20 protein-coding genes are annotated in these 21,112 nt (G+C 59.4%); 13 read left to right on the plus strand and 7 right to left on the minus strand.

Going from position 1 to position 21,112, the window contains the following annotated elements:
- Positions 1-20 precede the first annotated feature (20 nt).
- Complete coding sequence (locus EAH78_RS22745; RefSeq protein ID WP_140669525.1) at positions 21-1,667, plus strand: hypothetical protein; 1,647 nt, start codon at positions 21-23, stop codon at positions 1,665-1,667.
- A 2-nt stretch (positions 1,668-1,669) separates the two neighbouring features.
- On the opposite strand, the gene EAH78_RS22750 is transcribed toward EAH78_RS22745, so the two are convergent.
- Genes EAH78_RS22750 through EAH78_RS22760 form a run of 3 tightly spaced genes read right to left on the minus strand, consistent with a single transcriptional unit; the run spans position 1,670 to position 3,346 of the window.
- Positions 1,670-2,260 (minus strand): LON peptidase substrate-binding domain-containing protein, encoded by a 591-nt coding sequence (locus EAH78_RS22750; RefSeq protein ID WP_140669526.1) that lies wholly within the window; start codon positions 2,258-2,260, stop codon positions 1,670-1,672.
- 10 nt (positions 2,261-2,270) lie between these two features.
- Positions 2,271-2,981, minus strand: a complete 711-nt coding sequence (locus EAH78_RS22755; RefSeq protein WP_193560097.1) for an LrgB family protein — start codon at positions 2,979-2,981, stop codon at positions 2,271-2,273.
- Between the two features lie 2 nt (positions 2,982-2,983).
- Complete coding sequence (locus tag EAH78_RS22760) at positions 2,984-3,346, minus strand: CidA/LrgA family protein (protein ID WP_140669528.1); 363 nt, start codon at positions 3,344-3,346, stop codon at positions 2,984-2,986.
- 195 nt (positions 3,347-3,541) lie between these two features.
- On the opposite strand from EAH78_RS22760, the gene EAH78_RS22765 reads away from it, so the two are divergent.
- The 3 genes from EAH78_RS22765 (at position 3,542) to EAH78_RS22775 (ending at position 6,486) form a co-directional block, all read left to right on the plus strand.
- On the plus strand, positions 3,542-3,997 hold the full coding sequence (locus tag EAH78_RS22765) for a MaoC family dehydratase (protein ID WP_140669529.1): 456 nt from the start codon (positions 3,542-3,544) through the stop codon (positions 3,995-3,997).
- A gap of 101 nt (positions 3,998-4,098) precedes the next feature.
- Positions 4,099-5,817: a C13 family peptidase gene (locus EAH78_RS22770; protein WP_140669530.1), complete on the plus strand. Its 1,719-nt coding sequence runs from the start codon at positions 4,099-4,101 to the stop codon at positions 5,815-5,817.
- Between the two features lie 27 nt (positions 5,818-5,844).
- Positions 5,845-6,486, plus strand: a complete 642-nt coding sequence (locus EAH78_RS22775) for an oxidoreductase (RefSeq protein WP_140669531.1) — start codon at positions 5,845-5,847, stop codon at positions 6,484-6,486.
- Positions 6,487-6,614: 128 nt separating this feature from the next.
- On the opposite strand, the gene EAH78_RS22780 is transcribed toward EAH78_RS22775, so the two are convergent.
- The 4 genes from EAH78_RS22780 to EAH78_RS22795 all read right to left on the minus strand — a co-directional run bounded on the left by EAH78_RS22780 (position 6,615) and on the right by EAH78_RS22795 (position 10,997).
- Positions 6,615-6,899 carry a YceK/YidQ family lipoprotein gene (locus EAH78_RS22780; RefSeq protein WP_140669532.1) on the minus strand — a complete coding sequence of 95 codons (285 nt, stop codon included), beginning with the start codon at positions 6,897-6,899 and terminating at the stop codon, positions 6,615-6,617.
- On the minus strand, positions 6,892-7,524 hold the full coding sequence (ubiX, locus tag EAH78_RS22785; protein ID WP_027924312.1) for a flavin prenyltransferase UbiX: 633 nt from the start codon (positions 7,522-7,524) through the stop codon (positions 6,892-6,894). Before ubiX ends, EAH78_RS22780 begins: the two co-directional genes overlap by 8 nt.
- A complete protein-coding gene (gene mpl, locus EAH78_RS22790) occupies positions 7,521-8,870 on the minus strand; it encodes a UDP-N-acetylmuramate:L-alanyl-gamma-D-glutamyl-meso-diaminopimelate ligase (RefSeq protein WP_140669533.1) in 1,350 nt (449 codons plus the stop codon). The genes ubiX and mpl overlap by 4 nt, the downstream gene beginning before the upstream one ends.
- A 213-nt stretch (positions 8,871-9,083) precedes the next feature.
- Positions 9,084-10,997 (minus strand): sigma-54-dependent Fis family transcriptional regulator, encoded by a 1,914-nt coding sequence (locus EAH78_RS22795; RefSeq protein WP_140669534.1) that lies wholly within the window; start codon positions 10,995-10,997, stop codon positions 9,084-9,086.
- Positions 10,998-11,455: 458 nt separating this feature from the next.
- Between EAH78_RS22795 and exaC the strand changes: the two genes are divergently transcribed.
- The 9 genes from exaC (at position 11,456) to EAH78_RS22845 (ending at position 20,999) form a co-directional block, all read left to right on the plus strand.
- Positions 11,456-12,976, plus strand: coding sequence for an acetaldehyde dehydrogenase ExaC (gene exaC / locus EAH78_RS22800; protein WP_140669535.1), 1,521 nt, complete (start codon positions 11,456-11,458; stop codon positions 12,974-12,976).
- 217 nt (positions 12,977-13,193) lie between these two features.
- The gene (eat, locus tag EAH78_RS22805; protein WP_027924316.1) at positions 13,194-14,564 is read left to right on the plus strand and encodes an ethanolamine permease; all 1,371 of its coding nucleotides are present in this window, start codon (positions 13,194-13,196) and stop codon (positions 14,562-14,564) included.
- Positions 14,565-14,824: 260 nt separating this feature from the next.
- Positions 14,825-16,219: an ethanolamine ammonia-lyase subunit EutB gene (locus EAH78_RS22815; protein WP_140669537.1), complete on the plus strand. Its 1,395-nt coding sequence runs from the start codon at positions 14,825-14,827 to the stop codon at positions 16,217-16,219.
- A gap of 8 nt (positions 16,220-16,227) precedes the next feature.
- On the plus strand, positions 16,228-17,052 hold the full coding sequence (gene eutC, locus EAH78_RS22820; protein WP_193560095.1) for an ethanolamine ammonia-lyase subunit EutC: 825 nt from the start codon (positions 16,228-16,230) through the stop codon (positions 17,050-17,052).
- A gap of 114 nt (positions 17,053-17,166) precedes the next feature.
- Positions 17,167-17,628 (plus strand): GNAT family N-acetyltransferase, encoded by a 462-nt coding sequence (locus EAH78_RS22825; RefSeq protein ID WP_027924319.1) that lies wholly within the window; start codon positions 17,167-17,169, stop codon positions 17,626-17,628.
- A gap of 279 nt (positions 17,629-17,907) precedes the next feature.
- Entirely contained in the window at positions 17,908-18,564 is a 657-nt protein-coding gene (locus EAH78_RS22830; protein ID WP_140669539.1) for a DedA family protein, read from the plus strand.
- A 6-nt stretch (positions 18,565-18,570) separates the two neighbouring features.
- Entirely contained in the window at positions 18,571-19,383 is an 813-nt protein-coding gene (locus EAH78_RS22835) for a zinc-dependent peptidase (RefSeq protein ID WP_140669540.1), read from the plus strand.
- 113 nt (positions 19,384-19,496) lie between these two features.
- The gene (gene ppa / locus EAH78_RS22840) at positions 19,497-20,024 is read left to right on the plus strand and encodes an inorganic diphosphatase (RefSeq protein WP_140669541.1); all 528 of its coding nucleotides are present in this window, start codon (positions 19,497-19,499) and stop codon (positions 20,022-20,024) included.
- A 228-nt stretch (positions 20,025-20,252) separates the two neighbouring features.
- Positions 20,253-20,999, plus strand: a complete 747-nt coding sequence (locus EAH78_RS22845) for a S24 family peptidase (protein ID WP_140669542.1) — start codon at positions 20,253-20,255, stop codon at positions 20,997-20,999.
- The last annotated feature ends 113 nt before the right edge of the window (positions 21,000-21,112 follow it).

A 21,112-nucleotide genomic window follows, 5' to 3' on the forward strand; every position in this document is an offset into this window, starting at 1 on the left:
CCCTCGACAGAGGGGTTCCAGTGCCTACGAAACTGGACATTACGGAAATCCCCGTAAGACAACTTTTACAACCCTCGGCAGACTCGAACCTGGCCGCCTATCTATTGCGCCCTGCCATGCTGCGAACCATGCCGCGGCCTGACGAACAGGGGTTTCGGACAATCGTCGCACGCAAATTTGTGGACGTTAAAAACGAAGGAACCGTCTATGTGGAATTCGATGACGCGACGGCGGCTTATCGCGCGACAGACCTTTACAAAAAGCACCCGCAAGGACCTGCGCTTTACAAAAACGATGGGGAAGCCACCTGGAGTCAGCGGCCTCAGGCGAGAGAAACCGTCACGCTGAAACGCTCCTTGGCCGATGAGCCAGTGCCTGAGACAACCCTCCCCGGCAAACACCCAAGAGTCCAGTCTCCAGGTCCGCAACGGAGCGTTGAGCCCCCCCCTGCAAGCCCACGCCCGGAACTGAGTCAGAACCTACGGGCTCAATTGATCGACGGTCCGCTCCAGTCGCTCTATCCAGACAAAACAGCCAACGAGCTGGAAACATTTCTAAGGTCTTACAATTTATCCCCGGGACAGCAAACGCGTCTGCACAAGGACATGCTGGAAAATCTCAAGATTCCCGAATGGGCTGAACAGCATAAGCAGATGAGCAGGGATACTGGCAATCCTCGTCGACACGACCTGCTGTATAGCGAGATAGAGCCAAACCTGCGTCACCTGAGGAACGGAACAGCAACTACCGGCCTCTATGAGCTTCATCTCAGTTTGACCCACGAGTATCTCGATAGCTTTCTGGTAAAGGCTGGATACTCGCGAAACAGAAACAACTGCCTGTACCGGACCGACATCCCTGCTGTATTCAGGGGCGATGAACGCACGCCATTTGAACTGGCAAATGATGGCTGGATGCTGCCCCGCTACAACCACAAACCCTATGCAACCACCCAAAAAGCCATGAGCGTCACAGTGAGTTTGAAGGCGGCAAAAATGTATGGCGAAGACGAGCCGGATCCGGAGTATCTGCTTTACAACAGTCAAACCAATAAATACCCGGGCAAGCAACCCGATGACGCCAGTGGCGACTCCGATGCCTCCGATGCCTCCGATGTTTCCACTACCTCGAAAATCGCCAGCAGCGGCTCAGAGTCGGACAGTTCGCTGCAACTCGACCTGGAGCGCAACTACGAAACGACCAGGCACAAACAACAAATTCAGTTTGTTTATGCAATCGACAGCCGAAACATGGAAATCGTACTGGGCGAAGAAAACCATGCGTTCAACCGCGCAGCAAACGGCCCGAACTGGTTCCCCGAGGATGATCTGGAAGCACTGCTGTCAGTCTCGAGACGAGGCATCAGCGCCGATCGGATCTGGGTATTTGATTCCAGCCATCAAAAAGCGGTGCGAGTCAAAGATCTCCAGGATCACGCCGACGACACAGATGACGCCTACGCCAGAAGAGTAGAAGAACGAACACACTCCGGCGTCGACAACAAAGATGAGTATGACCGGCTGATTGCTGAAGTGGCAGCGACTGGCAAACCGGTCCTTTCGCTCAGTGGCGACAAGGAGTGGTTTGCCAACGATATCGTCTGGCCTTCACTGTCGGAAATCAGCACTAACGCGGCGCTCGACTTGCCCCCGCAATCAATCACCTGAAATCAGGCAAACAACTCACCTTGCAACTCATCGAGCAGCGCCTGGATCGCATCCAGTCGCTGTTGCGGGTCATCGAGTTGCAGCAGGTCGATTTTGTCCACTTCGGCAAACGGCAGTAGATACGCGAGCTGATTGGCCAGCGACTGCTGGCCGGTCGCCTCGGTGCCCATGTTCAACGCTTCAACCATCGGGTGTTCGGCCAACGCCTTGAGCAGTGCAACCAGATCGGCGTCTTCATCCTGCAACGGTTGCTCCGGTTCATCTTCCAGCCACTCAACCTCGGCGACGGTCAACTGATCGCGCTGCACCTCGGTGCTCAAGACATGAAAGCGCCGCCCACCCTGCACCCGAATACCTAGCAGGCCGTTGTCCTGCTGTTTGAAATCGGTGATCAGCGCTTCGCATCCCACCAGGGCATACCCTGCCGGCGCGATGCCGACCTCCTCGCCTTCGAGGAGGCACACCACGCCGAAGCCGCCGCCCTGTTTCATGCAACGGCTGATCATGTCCAGATAGCGCGCCTCGAAGATCTGCAAGTCGAGGATGCAGCCAGGAAACAGCACTGTGTTCAGCGGGAAAAGCGGCAAGCTCATAGACATTTCCTTACACCACCATCGACACCGCCAACGGCAGGAACACCGCCGTGGCCACGCCCATCAGACTCATCGCCAGCGCCGCAAACGCGCCGCACTCTTCACTTTCCTGCAAGGCCACCGAGGTGCCGACCGCGTGGGCGGTCATGCCCAGTGCCATACCGCGCGCCTCGGGACTGTGCACACCCAGCCGGGTCAACAGGCTCGGGCCGAAGATCGCACCGATCACGCCAGTGATCAACACGAACACCGCGGCCAGCGCCGCGACGCCACCGATCTGCTCGGCCACCAGCATGGCAATCGGTGACGTCACCGACTTGGGCGCCATGGTCATCAGGATCATGTGTTCGGCACCGAACCACCAGCCCAGCAACACGCCCATGCCCGTGGCGACCACGCCGCCTATCACCAGCGTAGTAAATATCGGCCAGAACAACTGCCGAATCCGTCGCAGATTGAGGTAAAGCGGCACGGCCAACGCAACGGTTGCAGGCCCGAGCAAGATGCTGAGGATCTCGGTGCTCTTGCGGTACTCGGCGTACGTCAGGCCGCAGGTCACCAGAACTCCGATCACTACCAGCATCGAGACCAGCACCGGTTGCAAAAAGATCCAACGGGTTTTCTCGAAGGCCGCCAACACCAGTTGATAAGCGCCCAACGTAATGCCGATGCCGAACAACGGATGATGAATCACCGAGTCGAGCGCGCCGTGCCAATCCAGGATCATTGGTCATCTCCGCGAGGGGCGTGGCGCTTGACCATGCGCTGCATCAGTACCCCGGCGAAGGCCATGGACAGCAGCAGCGACAACACCAATGCGCCGACGATGGCCCAGAAATCCGCGGCAATGTCCTTGAAGTACACCATCACGCCCACGGCCGGCGGCACCAGCAGCAACGGCAAGTAACGCAGCAGACTGCTGGCGGCCAGGCTCAGCGGCTCGCCGACTTGTCCGCGTGAAATCAGGTACACCAGCAACAACAGCAAACCGATAATCGGCCCCGGCAGCACCGGTAGAAACAAGTGGTTGATGGCTGTGCCCAGCAATTGGAACAGCACCAGCCAGGTCAGGCCACGTAACAACATCCGGCATCTCCCGCACTCGCCCCACAAAGCAGGGGCCGAGCATTATAAGCACGTCAGCGCTATGGATCGGCATTCGCCAAAAGCATGGACAGTTGACCGGAGCCATTTGCCATGTTGATCTAAAGTGGTTCACAGGGAGGTGAAATCCCCCCACTCGAAAAACTATAAATCCGATGAAACCCAAGGAGAGTCTCAATGCCCTATGTTCCCGTTGCAGAGCTCAAAGATTATGTCGGCAAGGAACTCGGACGTTCCCAATGGCTCACCATCGATCAGGAGCGCATCAACCTGTTCGCAGAAGCCACAGGTGATTATCAGTTTATTCATGTCGACCCGGTCAAAGCCGCGCAAACGCCATTTGGCAGCACCATCGCCCATGGATTCCTGTCGCTGTCACTGATCCCGAAACTGATGGAAGACATCCTCATCCTCCCCGAAGGCGCGAAGATGGTGGTCAACTACGGTCTCGACAGCGTGCGTTTCATTCAACCGGTCAAGGTCGATTCGAACGTGCGGCTGAAGGTCGAACTCAGTGACGCTACCGAGAAAAAACCTGGCCAATGGCTGCTCAAGGCCACCTGCACCCTTGAGATAGACGGCTCGGACAAACCGGCCTATATCGCTGAATCCCTGTCCCTCTGTTTCGTGTAACTCATCCGGATGCGAAGCAGCTCACGCTGTTTCGCGACCCTCTCTATATATACGACACATAGCTGCGGCATACTCGGTCGCCTAATTGCCCGGATCCCGCTATGCGCTCACTTGCACTCCTTGCCTTGACCCTGTTACTCACCGCTTGCGGCGATGGCGAATCGCTGCTGCCTCCCGATGCCCGGCTGCCGGACGGGGGGCGCTATCGCGGTGATCTGGTCAACGGCCTGCTGCAAGGTCAGGGGCGCATCGACTACCCGAACGGCAGCTGGTACGCCGGCGAGTTCGACAAGGGTCAATGGCATGGCCAGGGTGAATGGCATGGCAGCAACGGCGAAGTCTTTCGCGGGAATTTCAACCAGGGCCTGTTCGACGGCCAGGGCACGCTGACCACATCGGGCAGCAGTTACACCGGCGGTTTCAAACTCGGTCGGCGCGAGGGTGAAGGCACGCTCAAAGAAAACGGCATGACCTATCGCGGCGAATTCAAGGCCGATCAATATTCAGGGCTCGGCCATCTCGAACTCGAAGACGGCAGCTCGTACCAGGGCCAGTTCGCCCATGGCAAACCCAACGGTGAAGGCCAGCGCGGCGACGCCAGCGGCAATCAGTTCACCGGGCATTTCGTCGACGGGCAACTGGAAGGTAACGGGACCTTCAACAGCGCTGACGGCGACATCTACGTGGGCGGCTTCAAGAACAATCAATTGCACGGCAAGGGTCGCTACGAGAATGCCGACGGCGATGTCTGGCTCGGTCAGTTCAAGGAAGGCTCGCTGAACGGCAAGGGCGAGTTGATCGGCGCGGATGGCAGCCACTACGTCGGCCAGTTCAGTGACTGGCGCTTCACCGGCCAGGGCCGCTTGAACCTGCCGGATGGCAGCTTCTACATCGGCCAGTTCGACAGCGACAGTTACTCGGGACGCGGCACACTGGTGCTGACTGACGGCACCGTGCAAAGCGGCACGTGGAACAATGGCCAGCGTGTGCGTGACGCGGATGGCAAGTTGCTGCCCGACAGCCTGGAGCTCGGTTTGCTGGCTCAGGGCCGCTTGCTCGAGGACGCCCTGTTCAACGTGCCGACCTCCACTCCGGCCGTCGAGCTGTACACCCTGACCTTAGGCGGTGACGGCAAGCAAAGCGTGTTCCTGCGCGAATCCGATTACGTCAGCAACATGCTCAGCAGCCGCTTCGGTGCATTTGGCCAGATCCGTCTGGTAAATCATCGGGACCACATGGTCGACCGGCCGATGGCCACCCGCGAAAACCTGCGCCGCGCTGCGCTGACACTGGCTGAACGCAGCGGCCCGGAAGATTTGATCTTCATCTATCTGACCAGCCACGGCACCAGCGAGCACGAACTGGTGCTCGACCAGCCGCGCATGGAACTGTCCGACCTGCAGGCCGATGAACTCGCCGCGGTACTGGCGCCGTTGAAGAATCGCGACAAGATCATCGTGATTTCGTCCTGCTATTCCGGCGGCTTCATTCCGGCGTTGAAAGACGAACGCACGCTGATCATGACCGCCTCGCGGGCGGACCGTGTGTCCTTCGGCTGCTCTGAAGAAGCCAACTTCACCTACTTTGGCGACGCGCTGTTTGCCCAGGCGCTGAACCAGACCGACGACCTGGAGCAAGCCTTCAAACTGGCCAAGGCCACCGTTGCCGAGCGCGAGTTGGCGGACGGCTTCGAAGCCTCTGAACCGCAGATCTGGGCACCGAAAACGGTCATCTCGCACTGGCAGTTGTTACGCAAGCAGCAGGCACGAAAAGCACTACAAAGTGTCTCGATCGACAGCAAGGATTTAAAGAGCAACTAAGCTGAACAGTATCAAGGGAGAAACACTATGTACTTGACGCCTCAGCATGTATTGCTTGCCGGAGCTACCGGGTTGACCGGTGAACGTCTGCTTGATCGCCTGTTGAACGAGCCTACGATTTCAAGGGTATTGGCCCCCTCGCGCCGTCCACTCGCCAAACACCCGCACCTGGAAAACCCGGTTGGCGACCCGGCGGTGTTTCTGCCACAGTTGAACGGCCGCGTCGATATCGCCTATTGCTGCCTGGGCACCACGATCAAACAGGCCGGTTCCGAAGAAGCGTTTCGTGCCGTGGATCTGGACATGGTTGTGGCGTTTGCCAAACGTGCGCGGGAAATGGGCGCACGCCACCTGATCGTGATCAGTGCCCTGGGCGCTGATCGCAGGTCCTCGATTTTCTACAACCGGGTCAAAGGCGAGATGGAATACGCATTGCGCGCGCAGGACTGGCCGCAACTGACCATTTGCCGCCCGTCTCTGTTGCTGGGCGATCGCATCGAGCCGCGCATGGGCGAGAAAGTCGCCGGCCCGCTGTCACGCCTGATCCCGGGCAAATACCACGGCATCGAAGCCTGCCAACTGGCCCGGGCGATGTGGCGGTTGGCGCTGGAAGAGCAGGATGGGGTGCGGATTGTTGAGTCGGATGAGTTGCGCAAACTAGGTAAATAGACTGCTGACCCTTGTGGCGAGGGAGCTTGCTCCCGCTGGGCTGCGAAGCGGCCCTCTCTTCACCCAAAAAGCAGGGGCCTGCTGCGCAGTCCAGCGGGAGCAAGCTCCCTCGCCACATTAGCCGAACGCTACAACCCGCCCGTCGCCTGAAAACTCACCCCGAGCACCGTCAACAGCGACAACGGCAACAGCAGCGTATCGAGCAACGCGCTGGCTGGCAGGTCCACGCCAGGGTAACTCGGCGCCTCGGCGCCAAAGTGGTCCTTGGCACAGCACCCGCCGTTCATGGCATACACATCCAGACGCGTCCCCGCATACACCAAGGGTGCACCGGGTTTGGCGGCATCAAGGGTGCGCGCCGTGGCGCAGCCGGTGAGTTGCAATACCAGCAGAAGGGTCAGTAGCTTATTCATCGCTGCTCAAATGGTGTTCGCCCCAGCGTGGCAGCATGTCTTGCGGGATGTTCAGCAGATTGAGAATCCGCGCCACGACAAAGTCGATCAGGTCATCGATGGTCTGCGGTTGATGATAGAAGCCCGGCGAGGCCGGCAAGATCGTCACACCCATGTTCGACAGCTTGAGCATGTGCTCCAGATGGATGCTCGAATATGGCGCTTCACGCGGCACCAGAATCAACTGGCGACGCTCCTTCAATGTCACATCGGCCGCACGTTCGATCAGGTTGTTGCAGGCACCGGTCGCGATGGCCGACAGTGTTCCCGTGGAACACGGCACCACCACCATCGCCGCCGGCGCACCGGAACCCGAGGCCACCGGTGACATCCAGTCTTCCTTGCCATACACCTTGATTTGCCCGGCAGCGGCGCCGGTGTATTCGGTGAGGAAGGCCTGCATCATCTGCGGCTTGGGCGGCAGCGTAACGTCAGTCTCGGTGGCCATCACCAGTTGCGCAGCCTTGGAAATCAGGAAGTGCACTTCGCGATCTTCACGCACCAGGCAATCGAGCAGACGCAAACCATACTGGGCGCCGGAAGCGCCGGTCATCGCCAGCGTGATCCGATCCGGGCCGCTGCTCATTGCAGCGCCTCGGCGAGTTTGCCGTGCAGGCCGCCGAAGCCGCCGTTGCTCATGATCACCACGTGGGTGCCGGGCTGGGCCTGGCTCTTCACGCGTTCGATGATGCCTTCCAGTGAATCGCTGACAATCGACGGAACGGTGCACAGCGCGGCAGTGCCGGCAAGGTCCCAGCCGAGGTTGGCGGGTGCGTACCAAATCACCTGATCGGCATCGACCACACTTTCCGGCAAACCGTCGCGGTGCGCGCCGAGCTTCATGGAGTTGGAGCGCGGCTCGATGATCGCGATCAACGGCGCATCGCCGATGCGTTTGCGCAGACCGTCGAGGGTCGTGGCAATGGCAGTCGGGTGGTGAGCGAAGTCGTCGTAGATGGTGATGCCGCGCACTTCGGCAACTTTTTCCATACGGCGCTTCACGCTTTTGAAGGCGCTCAACGCGGCGATGCCCATGGAAGGCACCACGCCAACATGACGCGCTGCTGCCAAAGTGGCCAGGGCGTTAGCGACGTTGTGCTGACCGGTCATGCCCCACTCGACCACGCCTTGGGCCACGCCTTCGAACATCACTTCAAACTTCGAACCGTCCTCGCTGAGCAGTTTGACCTGCCACTGACCGCCGGCACCGGTGGTTTGCACCGGGGTCCAGCAGCCCATTTCGATGACACGCAGCAACGCCGACTCGGTGGTCGGATGGATCACCAGTCCTTCGCTTGGAATGGTCCGCACCAAGTGGTGGAATTGCCGCTCGATGGCTGGCAGATCGGGGAAGATGTCAGCGTGATCGTACTCAAGGTTGTTCAGGATCGCCGTGCGCGGGCGGTAGTGAACAAACTTGGAGCGTTTGTCGAAGAAGGCGCTGTCATATTCGTCGGCTTCGATCACGAAGAACGGCGTGCCGCCCAAGCGTGCCGACACCGAGAAGTTCTGCGGCACGCCACCGATCAGGAAGCCCGGGCTCATGCCCGCATGTTCCAGGACCCAGGCCAGCATGCTGCTGGTGGTGGTCTTGCCGTGAGTACCGGCGACAGCCAGCACCCAGCGACCTTGCAGCACGTGATCCGCCAGCCACTGCGGGCCGGAGACGTACGGCAGGCCTTTGTTCAGCACGTATTCGACGGCCGGGTTGCCGCGCGACATGGCATTGCCGATGACCACCAGGTCCGGGGCCGGATCGAGCTGGGAAGGATCGTAGCCTTGGGTCAACTCAATGCCCTGAGCCTCAAGCTGAGTGCTCATTGGCGGATAGACGTTGGCGTCGGAACCCGTCACGTGATGGCCCAGTTCCTTGGCCAGAACCGCCATCGAACCCATGAAGGTGCCGCAGATACCCAGAATATGAATGTGCATTAGTCGACCTCGTAAAACATGGCCGCAGGTTAGCGTAGGGAGGGGAAAATCGCACCCTTTAGCTGAGACTCACCGCGACCTCTGTGGCGAGGGGGCTTGCCCCCGTTGGGCTGCGAAGCGGCCCTAGGATTTCATTCCGGCAGTATGTGGTGACTGGATAACGTCTGCTGCGCAGCCGAACGGGGGCAAGCCCCCTCGCCACAAAAAGCAGATTTAGCGCTCGATACCGTGTTTACGCAGCTTTCTGTAAAGCGTGTTACGACTGACGCCCAACTGCTCAGCCGTATGAGTCATGTGCCAACGCGTATGCTCCAGCGCATTCAACAACGCCACCCGCTCGGCATCGTCCAACGGATGCTCGGAAGGTTCTTCGACCGTCAATGCAACCGCCGGCCGCGCCTGACGAATCATCGCCGGTAAATCCTCCAGCCCGATCCGCCCACCGTCACACAGCGCCGCCAACGTACGCAGCACATTGCGCAACTGCCGCACGTTGCCCGGCCAGGCAAACCCCAACAAGGCTTCCCGCGCCGGCCCGTCGATCACAACCGTTTCCCCGCCCGCCTCTTCCGACAGCAAGAAATCGAGCAATTGGGATTTATCACTGCGATCACGCAATGCCGGCAACGCGACTTCCAGCCCGTTGAGCCGATAATACAAATCCTCCCGGAAGCTGCCGTCCTGCACCCGATCCAGCAAATTACGGTGAGTCGCGCTGATGATCCGCACGTTGACCGCCTCCGGCTCCCCGCCGATCGGCACCACCTGTCGATCTTCCAGCACCCTTAACAGCCGGGTCTGCAACGCCAGGGGCATGTCGCCGATTTCGTCGAGAAACAGGGTCCCGCCATCGGCCTGCTGCAACTTGCCCCGCATGCCTTCCTTGCGCGCGCCGGTGAAGCTGCCACCGCGATAACCGAACAGTTCACTCTCGATCAGGCTTTCGGGAATGGCCGCGCAGTTAAGGGCAACGAAGGCTTTTTCCGCCCGTTGACTGGCCTGGTGCACGGCTTTGGCGAACGCCTCTTTGCCGGAGCCGGTTTCGCCGTTGATCAGCAGCGGGACATCGCGCTCGAACACCCGCAGCGACTTGCGAAAATCTTCCTGCAGCGCGGCATCACCGATGCAGATGCCCGACAGCCGCGGACGCTCGGCAATGGCCGGGCTTTGCACCACCGGCATCGGGATGCTGCGTGGTTGCCCGCGTAAAACGGCAAACAGGCTACGACCGTCACGGGTGCGTAGCGGCCAACTGGCGCTGGCGTTCACGCTGGCGCGACCGAGCAACTCATCCAGCGAACAGTCGAAAAACGCTTCCACCGGTTTGCCCAGCAAGCCGCCACGAATGTGCCCTAGCAAGTTCAGCGCGCTTTGATTGACCGCACAGATCCGCCCTTCCCCGTCGAACGCCAGCAGCCCTTCGCTGAACAGCCCGACCGATTCGGCCTGCAAGTGAAAACGCAGCAGCCATTGATTGTCGAAGTAGCGCAGGAAATAGCAGCTCTCGATCATCTTCGCCGACAGATTGACCAGGGCCATGGTGTGAAACTGGCTCTGGCGCGAGACATCGTGGCGCGCCGATGACACGTCGAGCACCGCCAGCAGTTCGCCATGGGGGTCGAACACCGGGCTCGCCGAGCAGGTCAGGCCAGTGTGGCGACCGCGAAAATGTTCGTCTTGATGGATGGTCAGCGACTGACGCTCAACCAGGCAGGTGCCGATGCCGTTGGTGCCTTCGCAGGCTTCACTCCAGTCGGCACCCAGCCAGAGGCCGGCGCGCTCGAAAATCTTCCGTTCGGCGGGGGCGGTGACGCAATTGAGGATCACGCCACGGGCATCTGTCAGCAGCACCGCATGCCCGGCGCCGGAGAGTTGCTGATGGAGGCTGGTCATTTCGTTGCCAGCGATGTGCAGCACTTGCTGCAAGCGTTCGCGGCTCTCCAGTACTCGGCCATGCTCCAGCACCGTGGGCGCGATGCTCAGGGCCGGGTCGAGGTGATAGTCCTCAAGACAGCGCAGCCAGGAGCGCGCGATGGAGGGATCGCTGCCGGGACCGTGCAGGTGCGATTTGCCCTGAGTAACGGTCAGGACTTGTCGGGCATGGCGACTCAAATGGTTGTCGTGCATTTCTTATTATTCTCCCCGAAAGGTGAGTACTTACCGTGGCCATTCCTGTGGCGAGGGGCTTGCCCCCGTTCGGCTGCGCAGCAGTCGCAAATTCTGAGCACGTCGCCTGATTGGTACATCGAGGTGACAGGATTGAGGCTGCTTCGCAGCCCAACGGGGGCAAGCCCCCTCGCCACAAAGATATCCATGCATGGCAAATTGAGGCCCAGCATCCTCCAGCCATCGACGCATTGCAATGCTGGCAAGACCCGCCAGTCACACGCTGTGCCACAAGCGGTACAAAGTGTCACAGGGGCTGTACCGAAAGCGTCACAGCACGCATCCGCCGGTCCGACAAAAAGCGCGCAAGACCTTGATTTGCCTGACCTGCAAGGCAGTGGCCCGACCTTTGCTCTACGCTTATAGCAAGCGCACTTGCGCGTTTCTCTAATAAGTACAAAGCCAAGGAGAACATCACCATGCGTTACGCTCACCCCGGTACTGAAGGCGCTATCGTTTCGTTCAAGAGCAAATACGGTAACTACATCGGCGGCGAGTTCGTCGCGCCTGTCAAAGGTCAGTACTTCACCAATACCTCGCCAGTGAATGGCCAACCGATTGCCGAATTCCCACGCTCCACCGCCGAAGACATTGATAAGGCCCTGGACGCGGCCCACGCCGCCGCCGATGCCTGGGGCGCCACGTCCGCCCAGGCGCGCTCGCTGGTGCTGCTGAAAATTGCCGACCGCATCGAGCAGAACCTGGAATTGCTGGCAATCACCGAATCCTGGGACAACGGCAAAGCCGTTCGCGAAACCCTCAACGCCGACATCCCGCTGGCGGCTGACCACTTCCGCTACTTCGCCGGTTGCATCCGTGCGCAGGAAGGCAGCGCCGCCGAGATCGACGGCAACACCGTGGCGTATCACATCCATGAACCGCTGGGCGTGGTCGGGCAGATCATCCCGTGGAACTTCCCGATCCTGATGGCCGCCTGGAAACTCGCCCCGGCCTTGGCCGCCGGTAACTGCGTAGTGCTCAAGCCCGCCGAGCAGACCCCACTGGGCATTACCGTGCTGATGGAACTGATCGGCGACCTGCTGCCACCGGGCGTGCTGAACATCGTGCAAGGCTTCGGCAAAGAAGCCGGCGAAGCGCTGGCCACCAGCAAACGCATCGCCAAGATCGCCTTCACCGGCTCGACCCCGGTCGGCTCGCACATCATGAAATGCGCCGCCGAAAACATCATTCCGTCCACCGTGGAGCTGGGTGGCAAATCGCCGAACATCTTCTTTGAAGACATCATGAAGGCCGAACCGTCCTTCATCGAAAAAGCCGCCGAAGGCCTGGTGCTGGCGTTCTTCAACCAAGGCGAAGTCTGCACCTGCCCGTCCCGTGCATTGGTGCAAGAGTCGATCTACGACGACTTCATGAAAGTCGTGATGAAGAAAGTGCTGTCGATCAAACGTGGCGACCCACTGGACACCGACACCATGGTCGGCGCCCAGGCCTCCGAGCAGCAATTCGACAAAATCCTTTCGTACCTGGAAATCGCCAAGGGCGAAGGTGCCGAGCTGCTGACCGGCGGTAAAATCGAAAAACTCGAGGGCAACCTGGCGACCGGGTATTACATCCAGCCGACCCTGCTCAAGGGCACCAACAAAATGCGCGTGTTCCAGGAAGAAATCTTTGGCCCGGTGGTGAGCATCACCACCTTCAAGGACGAAGCCGAAGCCCTGGCCATCGCCAACGACACCGAGTTCGGCCTCGGTGCCGGCCTCTGGACCCGCGACATCAACCGCGCCTATCGCATGGGCCGCGCCATCAAGGCCGGTCGTGTGTGGACCAACTGCTACCACCTGTACCCGGCGCACGCCGCGTTCGGCGGTTACAAAAAGTCCGGCGTCGGCCGTGAAACCCACAAGATGATGCTCGACCACTATCAGCAGACCAAAAACCTGCTGGTGAGCTACGACATCAATCCGCTGGGCTTCTTCTAACCCGGCGCGATATCGAGTAACGGCCATCGCGAGCAAGCTCGGCTCCTACAGGATTGCGTTGTACCTGTAGGAGCATGGTTTGCCAGCGATGGCGCCCTCCATGACACACCAACATCGCCCTGGCCGCTCTGGCACGGGCTTTGCGTGCCCGCTTCACACCTGAAACGTCGTACCGCAAGTCCAGAAGATCAAACAATAAAAAAGACAGCGAGGACTTATGACTTCTTCTACACAGCTCAAACCCACACTCGGCACCCTGCATTTATGGGGTATTGCCGTCGGCCTGGTGATTTCCGGCGAGTACTTCGGCTGGAGTTACGGCTGGGGCACCGCAGGCACATTGGGCTTTCTCGTCACCGCCCTGATGGTGGCGACGATGTACACCTGCTTTATTTTCAGCTTCACCGAACTGACGACTGCAATTCCCCACGCTGGAGGGCCGTTTGCCTACAGCCGGCGAGCGTTTGGCGAGAAAGGCGGATTGATCGCCGGCATCGCCACCCTGATCGAATTCGTGTTTGCGCCCCCAGCCATTGCAATGGCGATTGGCGCCTATCTCAACGTGCAATACCCGGAACTTGACCCCAAGATCGCGGCGGTTGGCGCGTATTTTGTGTTCATGGGCCTGAATATCCTCGGGGTCAGCATCGCGGCCACCTTCGAACTGGTGGTCACCGTATTGGCGGTCGCCGAGTTGCTGGTGTTCATGGGCGTCGTGGCGCCGGGCTTCAGCTTCAGTAACTTCGTGCTCAATGGCTGGTCGGGTTCCAACGAATTCACCATCGCCTCCATTCCCGGGATCTTTGCCGCCATTCCCTTCGCGATCTGGTTTTTTCTGGCGATCGAAGGTGCGGCGATGGCTGCGGAAGAAGCCAAGGACCCGAAACGCACGATTCCCAAGGCTTACGTCAGCGGCATTCTGACCCTGGTGTTCCTGGCCATCGGCGTGATGGTGATGGCCGGCGGCGTCGGCGACTGGCGCCAACTGTCGAACATCAACGATCCACTGCCCCAAGCGATGAAAGCCGTGGTCGGCAACAATTCGAGCTGGATGCACATGCTGGTCTGGATCGGCCTGTTCGGTCTGGTGGCGAGCTTTCACGGGATCATCCTCGGCTACTCGCGCCAGTTCTTCGCCCTGGCGCGGGCCGGTTACCTGCCGAGCGGCCTGGCCAAACTTTCGCGCTTCCAGACCCCGCACCGCGCCATTCTGGCCGGCGGCGTGATCGGCATCGCAGCGATTTACAGCGATGGCCTGGTCAACCTGCAAGGCATGACCCTGACGGCGGCGATGATCACCATGTCGGTATTCGGTGCCATCGTGATGTACATCATCAGTATGCTGAGCCTGTTCAAACTGCGTAAAACCGAACCGAACCTGGAACGCACCTTCCGTGCACCGGGTTATCCGATTGTTCCGGGAATCGCGCTGTTCCTGGCGGTGGTGTGCCTGGTGGCCATGGCCTGGTTCAACACGCTGATCGGCTGTGTGTTTCTCGGTTTCATGGCCGCCGGCTACCTGTATTTCCAGTTGACCGCCAAGCAACGCGCCGACGCGCCGGCCGATGCGATGCTTGAAGGCATTTAAGTTGCACCGGCGCCGGGCTTGCAGCCTGGCGCCTGCGCTATTGAAGTGCATGCAGCCCCCTGTGGGAGCGAGCCTTTGTGGCGAGGGGGCTTGCCCCCGTTCGGCTGCGTAGCAGCCGTAAACGCAATTAACGCGGTTTGTCGCCGAAATGCTGGGGCCGCTTCGCTGCCCAACGGGGGCAAGCCCCCTCGCCACAAAGGCTCCCACAAGGGGTAAGTGGTGAATTTTAGTTATTCAGAGAATCAGGAGGACACCATCCCATGGCCGCATTTGCCCACTCCGTCGGCGCTCAGACCTACCGTTTCGAGAGCCTTAAAGACGTCATGGCCAAAGCCAGTCCGGCGCGCTCCGGCGATTTCCTGGCGGGCGTCGCCGCGCTCAATGATGGCGAGCGTGTGGCCGCGCAGATGGCCCTGGCTGATATCCCGCTGACCCACTTCCTGCAGGAAGTACTGATTCCTTATGAAGCCGATGAGGTCACCCGACTGATCATCGACACCCACGACCCACACGCCTTTGCCGTGGTCAGCCACCTCACCGTCGGCGGTTTCCGCGACTGGCTGCTCAGCGATGCCGCCGATGAACAAAGCCTGCGCGCGCTCGCCCCCGGCCTGACACCGGAAATGGTCGCCGCCGTGTCGAAGATCATGCGCGTCCAGGACCTGGTGCTGGTGGCGCAGAAAATCCGCGTGGTCACCAAATTTCGCGGCACCATGGGCTTGCGCGGGCGCTTATCCACGCGCCTGCAACCCAATCACCCCACCGACGAGCCCGCCGGTATCGCGGCAAGCATCCTCGACGGCCTGCTGTACGGAAACGGCGACGCGATGATTGGCATCAACCCGGCCACCGACAGCATCGCCTCGATCTGCGCCATGCTGGAAATGCTCGACGCAATCATCCAGCGCTACGAAATCCCGACCCAGGCCTGTGTGCTGACCCATGTCACCACGTCGATCGAGGCGATCAATCGCGGGGTGCCGCTGGACCTGGTGTTCCAGTCGATCGCCGGCACCGAAGCGGCCAACGCCAGTTTCGGCATCAACCTGAATGTGTTGAAGGAAGGTTACGACGCCGGTTTGAGCCTGAATCGCGGCACGCTGGGCCAGAACCTGATGTATTTCGAAACCGGTCAGGGCAGCGCGCTGTCAGCCAACGCCCACCACGGTATCGACCAACAGACCTGCGAAACCCGCGCCTATGCCGTGGCCCGGCATTTCAAACCGTTTTTGGTGAACACGGTGGTCGGCTTCATCGGGCCGGAATACCTCTACAACGGTAAACAGATCATTCGTGCCGGCCTCGAAGACCACTTCTGCGGCAAGTTGCTGGGCGTGCCGATGGGTTGCGACATCTGTTACACCAACCACGCCGAAGCCGACCAGGATGACATGGACACCCTGCTGACCTTGCTGGGCGTGGCCGGGATCAACTTCATCATGGGCATCCCCGGTTCCGACGACATCATGCTCAACTACCAGACCACCTCGTTCCACGACGCCCTCTATGCCCGCCAGACCCTGGGCCTGAAACCCGCGCCGGAATTCGAGCAGTGGCTGACGAAAATGGGCATCTTTACCCAGGCGGACGGCAAAATTCACTTCGGCGACAGCCTGCCCCCGGCCTTCCGCCAGGCGATGGCGCAATTGGGATGAGTGCTTTCATGGAAAAACCACCCGTTGATTCACAAAATCCGTTGCTGGAATTGCGCCGGCTGACACCCGCGCGCATTGCCTTGGGTCGCACGGGCACCAGCATGCCGACCAGCGCCCAACTGGATTTCCAGTACGCCCATGCGCAGGCGCGGGATGCCGTGCATTTGCCGTTCGACTCGGCGGGGCTCAGCGCTCAACTGACCGAGATCGGACGCGACAGTCTGTTGCTGCACAGTGCCGCCACGAACCGGGACAGCTATTTGCAGCGCCCTGATCTGGGGCGAAAGCTCAGCGATGAGTCGGCGCAGACCCTGCGCACTTATGCGGCCGCAAATCCCGGCGGTGTCGATCTGGTGATCGTGGTGGCCGATGGGCTGTCGGCACTGGCGGTGCATCGCCATACCCTGCCGTTTCTCGCGCGTCTGGAGGAACAGGTATTGGCCGAAGGCTGGTCCGTGGCACCGGTGATGCTGGTGGAACAGGGCCGCGTCGCGGTGGCCGACGAAATCGGTGAACTGATGGGCGCGAAGATGACGGTCATCCTGATCGGTGAACGCCCCGGGCTCAGTTCCCCTGATAGTCTGGGTTTATATTTCACCTACAATCCAAAGGTCGGTCTGACGGATGCTTATCGCAATTGCATCTCCAATATTCGACTTGAAGGCCTGAGTTATGGAATGGCGGCCCATCGCTTGTTGTATTTGATGCGCGAGGCCTGTCGTAGACAGCTGTCGGGGGTCAATCTCAAGGACGAGGCGCAGCTTCAGACACTGGAATCTGACGCCGGAACGGACATGAAACGAAACTTTCTGTTGGGTCAGACAGATGCCTGAACCGTTTCCGCATTGCGTTTGCGAACCAGTTTCAGGCAGGATCGACGAACGGCCGCCACGGGTTTCCCATCGCCGTCAATGCAGTAAGACAGCCACTTGAAGACGAGACCTACCATGCGGATTATTCAAGCGACCCTCGAACACTTGGACCTATTGGCGCCAATGTTCGTGAAATATCGTGAGTTTTATGGATCCCTGCCGTACCCGGACTCGTCCCGAGCGTTCCTCGAAAAACGCCTGCGCCGCAAGGAATCGGTGATTTATCTGGCGCTGTCCGATGACGACAGCAACAAACTGATGGGTTTCTGTCAGTTGTACCCGAGCTTTTCGTCCCTTTCGCTGAAGCGTGTATGGATCCTCAACGACATTTATGTCGCCGAAGACGCTCGCCGCCAGTTGGTGGCCGACAACCTGATCCGTACCGCGAAGAAAATGGCCAAGGAAACCAATGCCGTGCGCATGCGCGTTTCCACCAGCAGCAACAACGAAGTTGCGCGTAAAACCTATGAATCCATCGGGTTCAAGGAAGATACCGAGTTCAAGAACTACGTGCTGCCGATCAGCGACGAGCTCTGAGCCCGTTCTGTAGGCGTTCGCCTGCTCGCGATAGCCTCACCTAGGTGTGTCAGTCATACCTGGGTGAAGCTATCGCGAGCAGGCGAACGCCTACAAAAGCCCTGCATCAACCATCGGTCTACTGCGACATCCCCCGCTACAAACTGAACGCTCTTTTCACTTTTCAGTCCGTATAATCCCGATCTTTCCGACTTGTAAGAAAAACTACACCCCCGTGTAGTCTTATGCGCAGTCATCCGCACAGGCCTGCTGAGTCGGGCCGTCACCACAGGTGCCCCCATGGATTTCAACCCGATCGACATTATTCTGCATCTCGATGTTTACCTCGACATGCTGGTTACCAACTATGGAACCTGGATCTACGCCATCCTGTTTCTGGTGATTTTCTGTGAAACCGGTCTGGTGGTGATGCCATTCCTGCCGGGCGATTCCTTGCTGTTCATCGCCGGTGCCGTTGCGGCCGGTGGCGGCATGGACCCGGTATTGCTGGGCGGCCTGCTGATGCTCGCGGCGATTCTCGGCGACAGCACCAACTACCTCATTGGTCGAACGGCAGGCGAAAAACTGTTCAGCAACCCGAACTCGAAGATCTTCCGCCGCGACTACCTGCAACAAACCCACGACTTCTATGACAAGCACGGCGGCAAAACCGTAACGCTGGCGCGTTTCCTGCCGATCATCCGCACCTTTGCACCGTTCGTCGCCGGTGTCGGCAATATGCCTTACGCGCGTTTCTTTTTCTTCAGCGTGCTCGGTACGATTCTCTGGGTCGGTGGCCTGGTGACCCTCGGTTACTTCTTCGGCAACGTACCGTTCATCAAGAAAAATCTGTCGTTGCTGGTGGTGGGTATCATCCTGCTGTCACTCGTGCCGATGATCATTGGCATGGTCCGCAGCCGCCTCGGCAACGCCGCGTCCAAAGCCCAATCGCGCTGATCTGCGATGTGGTCGCTTAGCGCCTGGCGTCGCCGGCGCACCCTGGCCAAGCACCCGATTGCCGACGACATGTGGCAACGGGTGCGCCATCACTTGAGCTTTCTTGACGGCATCAGCGCCACTGAAGACCAGTGGCTGCGCGAAGCCTGCGTGCTGTTCCTCGAAGACAAACACCTGACCGCACTGCCCGGTGTCGAGCTGCACCAGGAGCAGCGCCTGTTGCTGGCCGCGCAAGCGCAACTGCCGCTGTTGAATCTAGGCGATTTGAACTGGTACCAGGGTTTCCACGAAATCATCCTCTACCCCGACGACTTCCTCAGCCCCCAGCGCCATCGCGATGCCAGCGGCGTCGAGCACGAGTGGGACGGCGAACACAGTGGCGAGGCGTGGCAGCAAGGCCCGATCATCCTCGCCTGGCCGGGCGTGATGGCCAGTGGTGGCTGGGAAGGCTACAACCTGGTCATCCACGAACTCGCGCACAAACTCGACATGCTCAATGGCGTCGCCAACGGCCTGCCGCCGCTGCACCCGGACATGCGGGTCAGCGACTGGGCCAAGGTGATGCAAGAGGCCTACGATGACCTCGACCGGCAACTGGAGCGCAATCCGGACGCCGAAACTGCGATTGATCCTTATGCAGCGGAAAACCCTGCCGAGTTTTTTGCCGTCACCAGTGAATACTTCTTCAGCGCTCCGGATTTGCTGCACGAGGCTTATCCGAAGGTGTATGAACAGCTGAAGTTGTTTTACCGACAGGATCCGCTGGCCCGGTTGCGGCAACTTCTGGCCGAAGACCCGGTCTATCAGGCACGCGACTAAGGTCTACACGACTTCTGGCACATGGCGTCATCGGCGGAATATGCCTATAATCGCCGCCACTTTTTGGTCAATCCGGCCAAGTGTTTTTGGTCAACTAACGGGGGCACCGCCCAATGAGCTACAGCAAGATTCCGGCTGGCAAAGACCTGCCGAACGACATCTACGTCGCGATCGAGATCCCGGCCAACCACGCGCCGATCAAATACGAAATCGACAAAGACAGCGATTGCCTGTTCGTTGACCGTTTCATGGCCACCCCGATGTTCTACCCGGCCAACTACGGTTACATCCCGAACACCCTGGCTGACGACGGTGATCCCCTCGACGTGCTGGTTGTGACCCCTTACCCGGTCGCTCCAGGCGCGGTCATCCGCGCTCGTCCAGTCGGCATCCTGAACATGACCGACGACGGCGGCGGCGATGCCAAAGTCATCGCAGTCCCACACGACAAGCTGTCCCAGCTGTACGTCGACGTGAAGGAATACACCGACCTGCCTCCACTGCTGATCCAGCAGATCGAGCACTTCTTCGCGAACTATAAAGATCTCGAAAAAGGCAAGTGGGTAAAAATCGAAGGCTGGGCCGGCGCCGATGCCGCCCGCGAAGCGATCACCAAGTCGGTTGCTGCCTATAAAGGCTAAGACGCCAATGGCCTTGCGCCACTGACGACTTGAAAAAACCCCGGTTGATCCGGGGTTTTTTGTGGGCGCTCATAAAGGGTTTTAAACAACGCGTTTATCTTTTCAATGATGCGGTTTTTTTCTGTTTAATTTGTTCCAAATACGTCTTACATCCGGTCGTAAATTTCCCTCGAAATTTGAACGGTTCGTTTATTCAAAGCCCCGCCCTGCGCCCGTAGACTCGTGTTTATGAAAAAGAACACTAGCGGCCCACGGTTCAAAGCATTGCTTGAAAAAGCCAAGATCACGACGACAGGATTTGCCGCTTTTTTCGACACGGAAGCTCAAAACATCCACAACTGGTACACCCGCGGTGTACCCGCTTACCGCATGGAAGAGGTCGCCAGATTACTCTCGGTCAACAGCCACTGGCTCAAAACCGGCGAAGGTCCGGAAGACGCCAAACACCTGCGCCTGCTCGACGAGTCCGGCAACACCTTCGACGCCCAGGCGATTCGTGGCATCTACACGGTCATCGAGCGGACCGACGTCGAACTGCCCCTCTACAAAGAAACACCCATCGCCCCGGGCTCTTACAAAACCCACATCGTGGAAGACACCGGCCAATTCATCCGCCTACCCAAAAACCACCTCGACTCCCTGGAGATCAACCATGCCGATGTGATCTGCGTTTACATGCTCGGTAATAGCATGGGCGCGAGGATTGAGGATGGCTCCACCCTCGCCATCGATCGCGGACTGACCAAGGTGATTGATGGGGAGATCTACGCCATCGACCACGACGGGATGCTGCGCATCAAATACCTGCACCGGATGCCGGGGAATGCGCTGCGGTTGCGCAGCTACAACAAAACCGAGCACCCGGATGAGATCTTCAGTGCCGAGCAGATTGATAAGCAGAACATCAGGGTGCTGGGGTGGGTGTTTTGGTGGTCGACACTTAACAAACGGCGGCCGGCGGTGCCGTTCCTGTAAACACCTGAGCATTTTTACAGGTAAGCCCACGCCCACAGGCATCACACTATCCCTGTGGGAGCGGGCTTGCCCGCGAAAGCAATGGAACATTCACCTGAAAATCCGGACGGGTC

The organism is Pseudomonas arsenicoxydans, from assembly GCF_006438915.1.
GTDB lineage: Bacteria > Pseudomonadota > Gammaproteobacteria > Pseudomonadales > Pseudomonadaceae > Aquipseudomonas > Aquipseudomonas arsenicoxydans_A.

What these genes read in the sequence shown, in the direction of transcription:
- EAH78_RS22750 (WP_140669526.1), bottom strand. Translation starts at nt 2,260, where the DNA reads ATGAGCTTGCCGCTTTTCCCGCTGAACACAGTGCTGTTTCCTGGCTGC.
- EAH78_RS22760 (WP_140669528.1), bottom strand. Translation starts at nt 3,346, where the DNA reads ATGTTGTTACGTGGCCTGACCTGGCTGGTGCTGTTCCAATTGCTGGGC.
- EAH78_RS22765 (WP_140669529.1), top strand. Translation starts at nt 3,542, where the DNA reads ATGCCCTATGTTCCCGTTGCAGAGCTCAAAGATTATGTCGGCAAGGAA.
- EAH78_RS22770 (WP_140669530.1), top strand. Translation starts at nt 4,099, where the DNA reads ATGCGCTCACTTGCACTCCTTGCCTTGACCCTGTTACTCACCGCTTGC.
- EAH78_RS22775 (WP_140669531.1), top strand. Translation starts at nt 5,845, where the DNA reads ATGTACTTGACGCCTCAGCATGTATTGCTTGCCGGAGCTACCGGGTTG.
- EAH78_RS22780 (WP_140669532.1), bottom strand. Translation starts at nt 6,899, where the DNA reads ATGAATAAGCTACTGACCCTTCTGCTGGTATTGCAACTCACCGGCTGC.
- ubiX (WP_027924312.1), bottom strand. Translation starts at nt 7,524, where the DNA reads ATGAGCAGCGGCCCGGATCGGATCACGCTGGCGATGACCGGCGCTTCC.
- mpl (WP_140669533.1), bottom strand. Translation starts at nt 8,870, where the DNA reads ATGCACATTCATATTCTGGGTATCTGCGGCACCTTCATGGGTTCGATG.
- EAH78_RS22795 (WP_140669534.1), bottom strand. Translation starts at nt 10,997, where the DNA reads ATGCACGACAACCATTTGAGTCGCCATGCCCGACAAGTCCTGACCGTT.
- exaC (WP_140669535.1), top strand. Translation starts at nt 11,456, where the DNA reads ATGCGTTACGCTCACCCCGGTACTGAAGGCGCTATCGTTTCGTTCAAG.
- eat (WP_027924316.1), top strand. Translation starts at nt 13,194, where the DNA reads ATGACTTCTTCTACACAGCTCAAACCCACACTCGGCACCCTGCATTTA.
- EAH78_RS22815 (WP_140669537.1), top strand. Translation starts at nt 14,825, where the DNA reads ATGGCCGCATTTGCCCACTCCGTCGGCGCTCAGACCTACCGTTTCGAG.
- eutC (WP_193560095.1), top strand. Translation starts at nt 16,228, where the DNA reads ATGGAAAAACCACCCGTTGATTCACAAAATCCGTTGCTGGAATTGCGC.
- EAH78_RS22825 (WP_027924319.1), top strand. Translation starts at nt 17,167, where the DNA reads ATGCGGATTATTCAAGCGACCCTCGAACACTTGGACCTATTGGCGCCA.
- EAH78_RS22830 (WP_140669539.1), top strand. Translation starts at nt 17,908, where the DNA reads ATGGATTTCAACCCGATCGACATTATTCTGCATCTCGATGTTTACCTC.
- EAH78_RS22835 (WP_140669540.1), top strand. Translation starts at nt 18,571, where the DNA reads ATGTGGTCGCTTAGCGCCTGGCGTCGCCGGCGCACCCTGGCCAAGCAC.
- ppa (WP_140669541.1), top strand. Translation starts at nt 19,497, where the DNA reads ATGAGCTACAGCAAGATTCCGGCTGGCAAAGACCTGCCGAACGACATC.
- EAH78_RS22845 (WP_140669542.1), top strand. Translation starts at nt 20,253, where the DNA reads ATGAAAAAGAACACTAGCGGCCCACGGTTCAAAGCATTGCTTGAAAAA.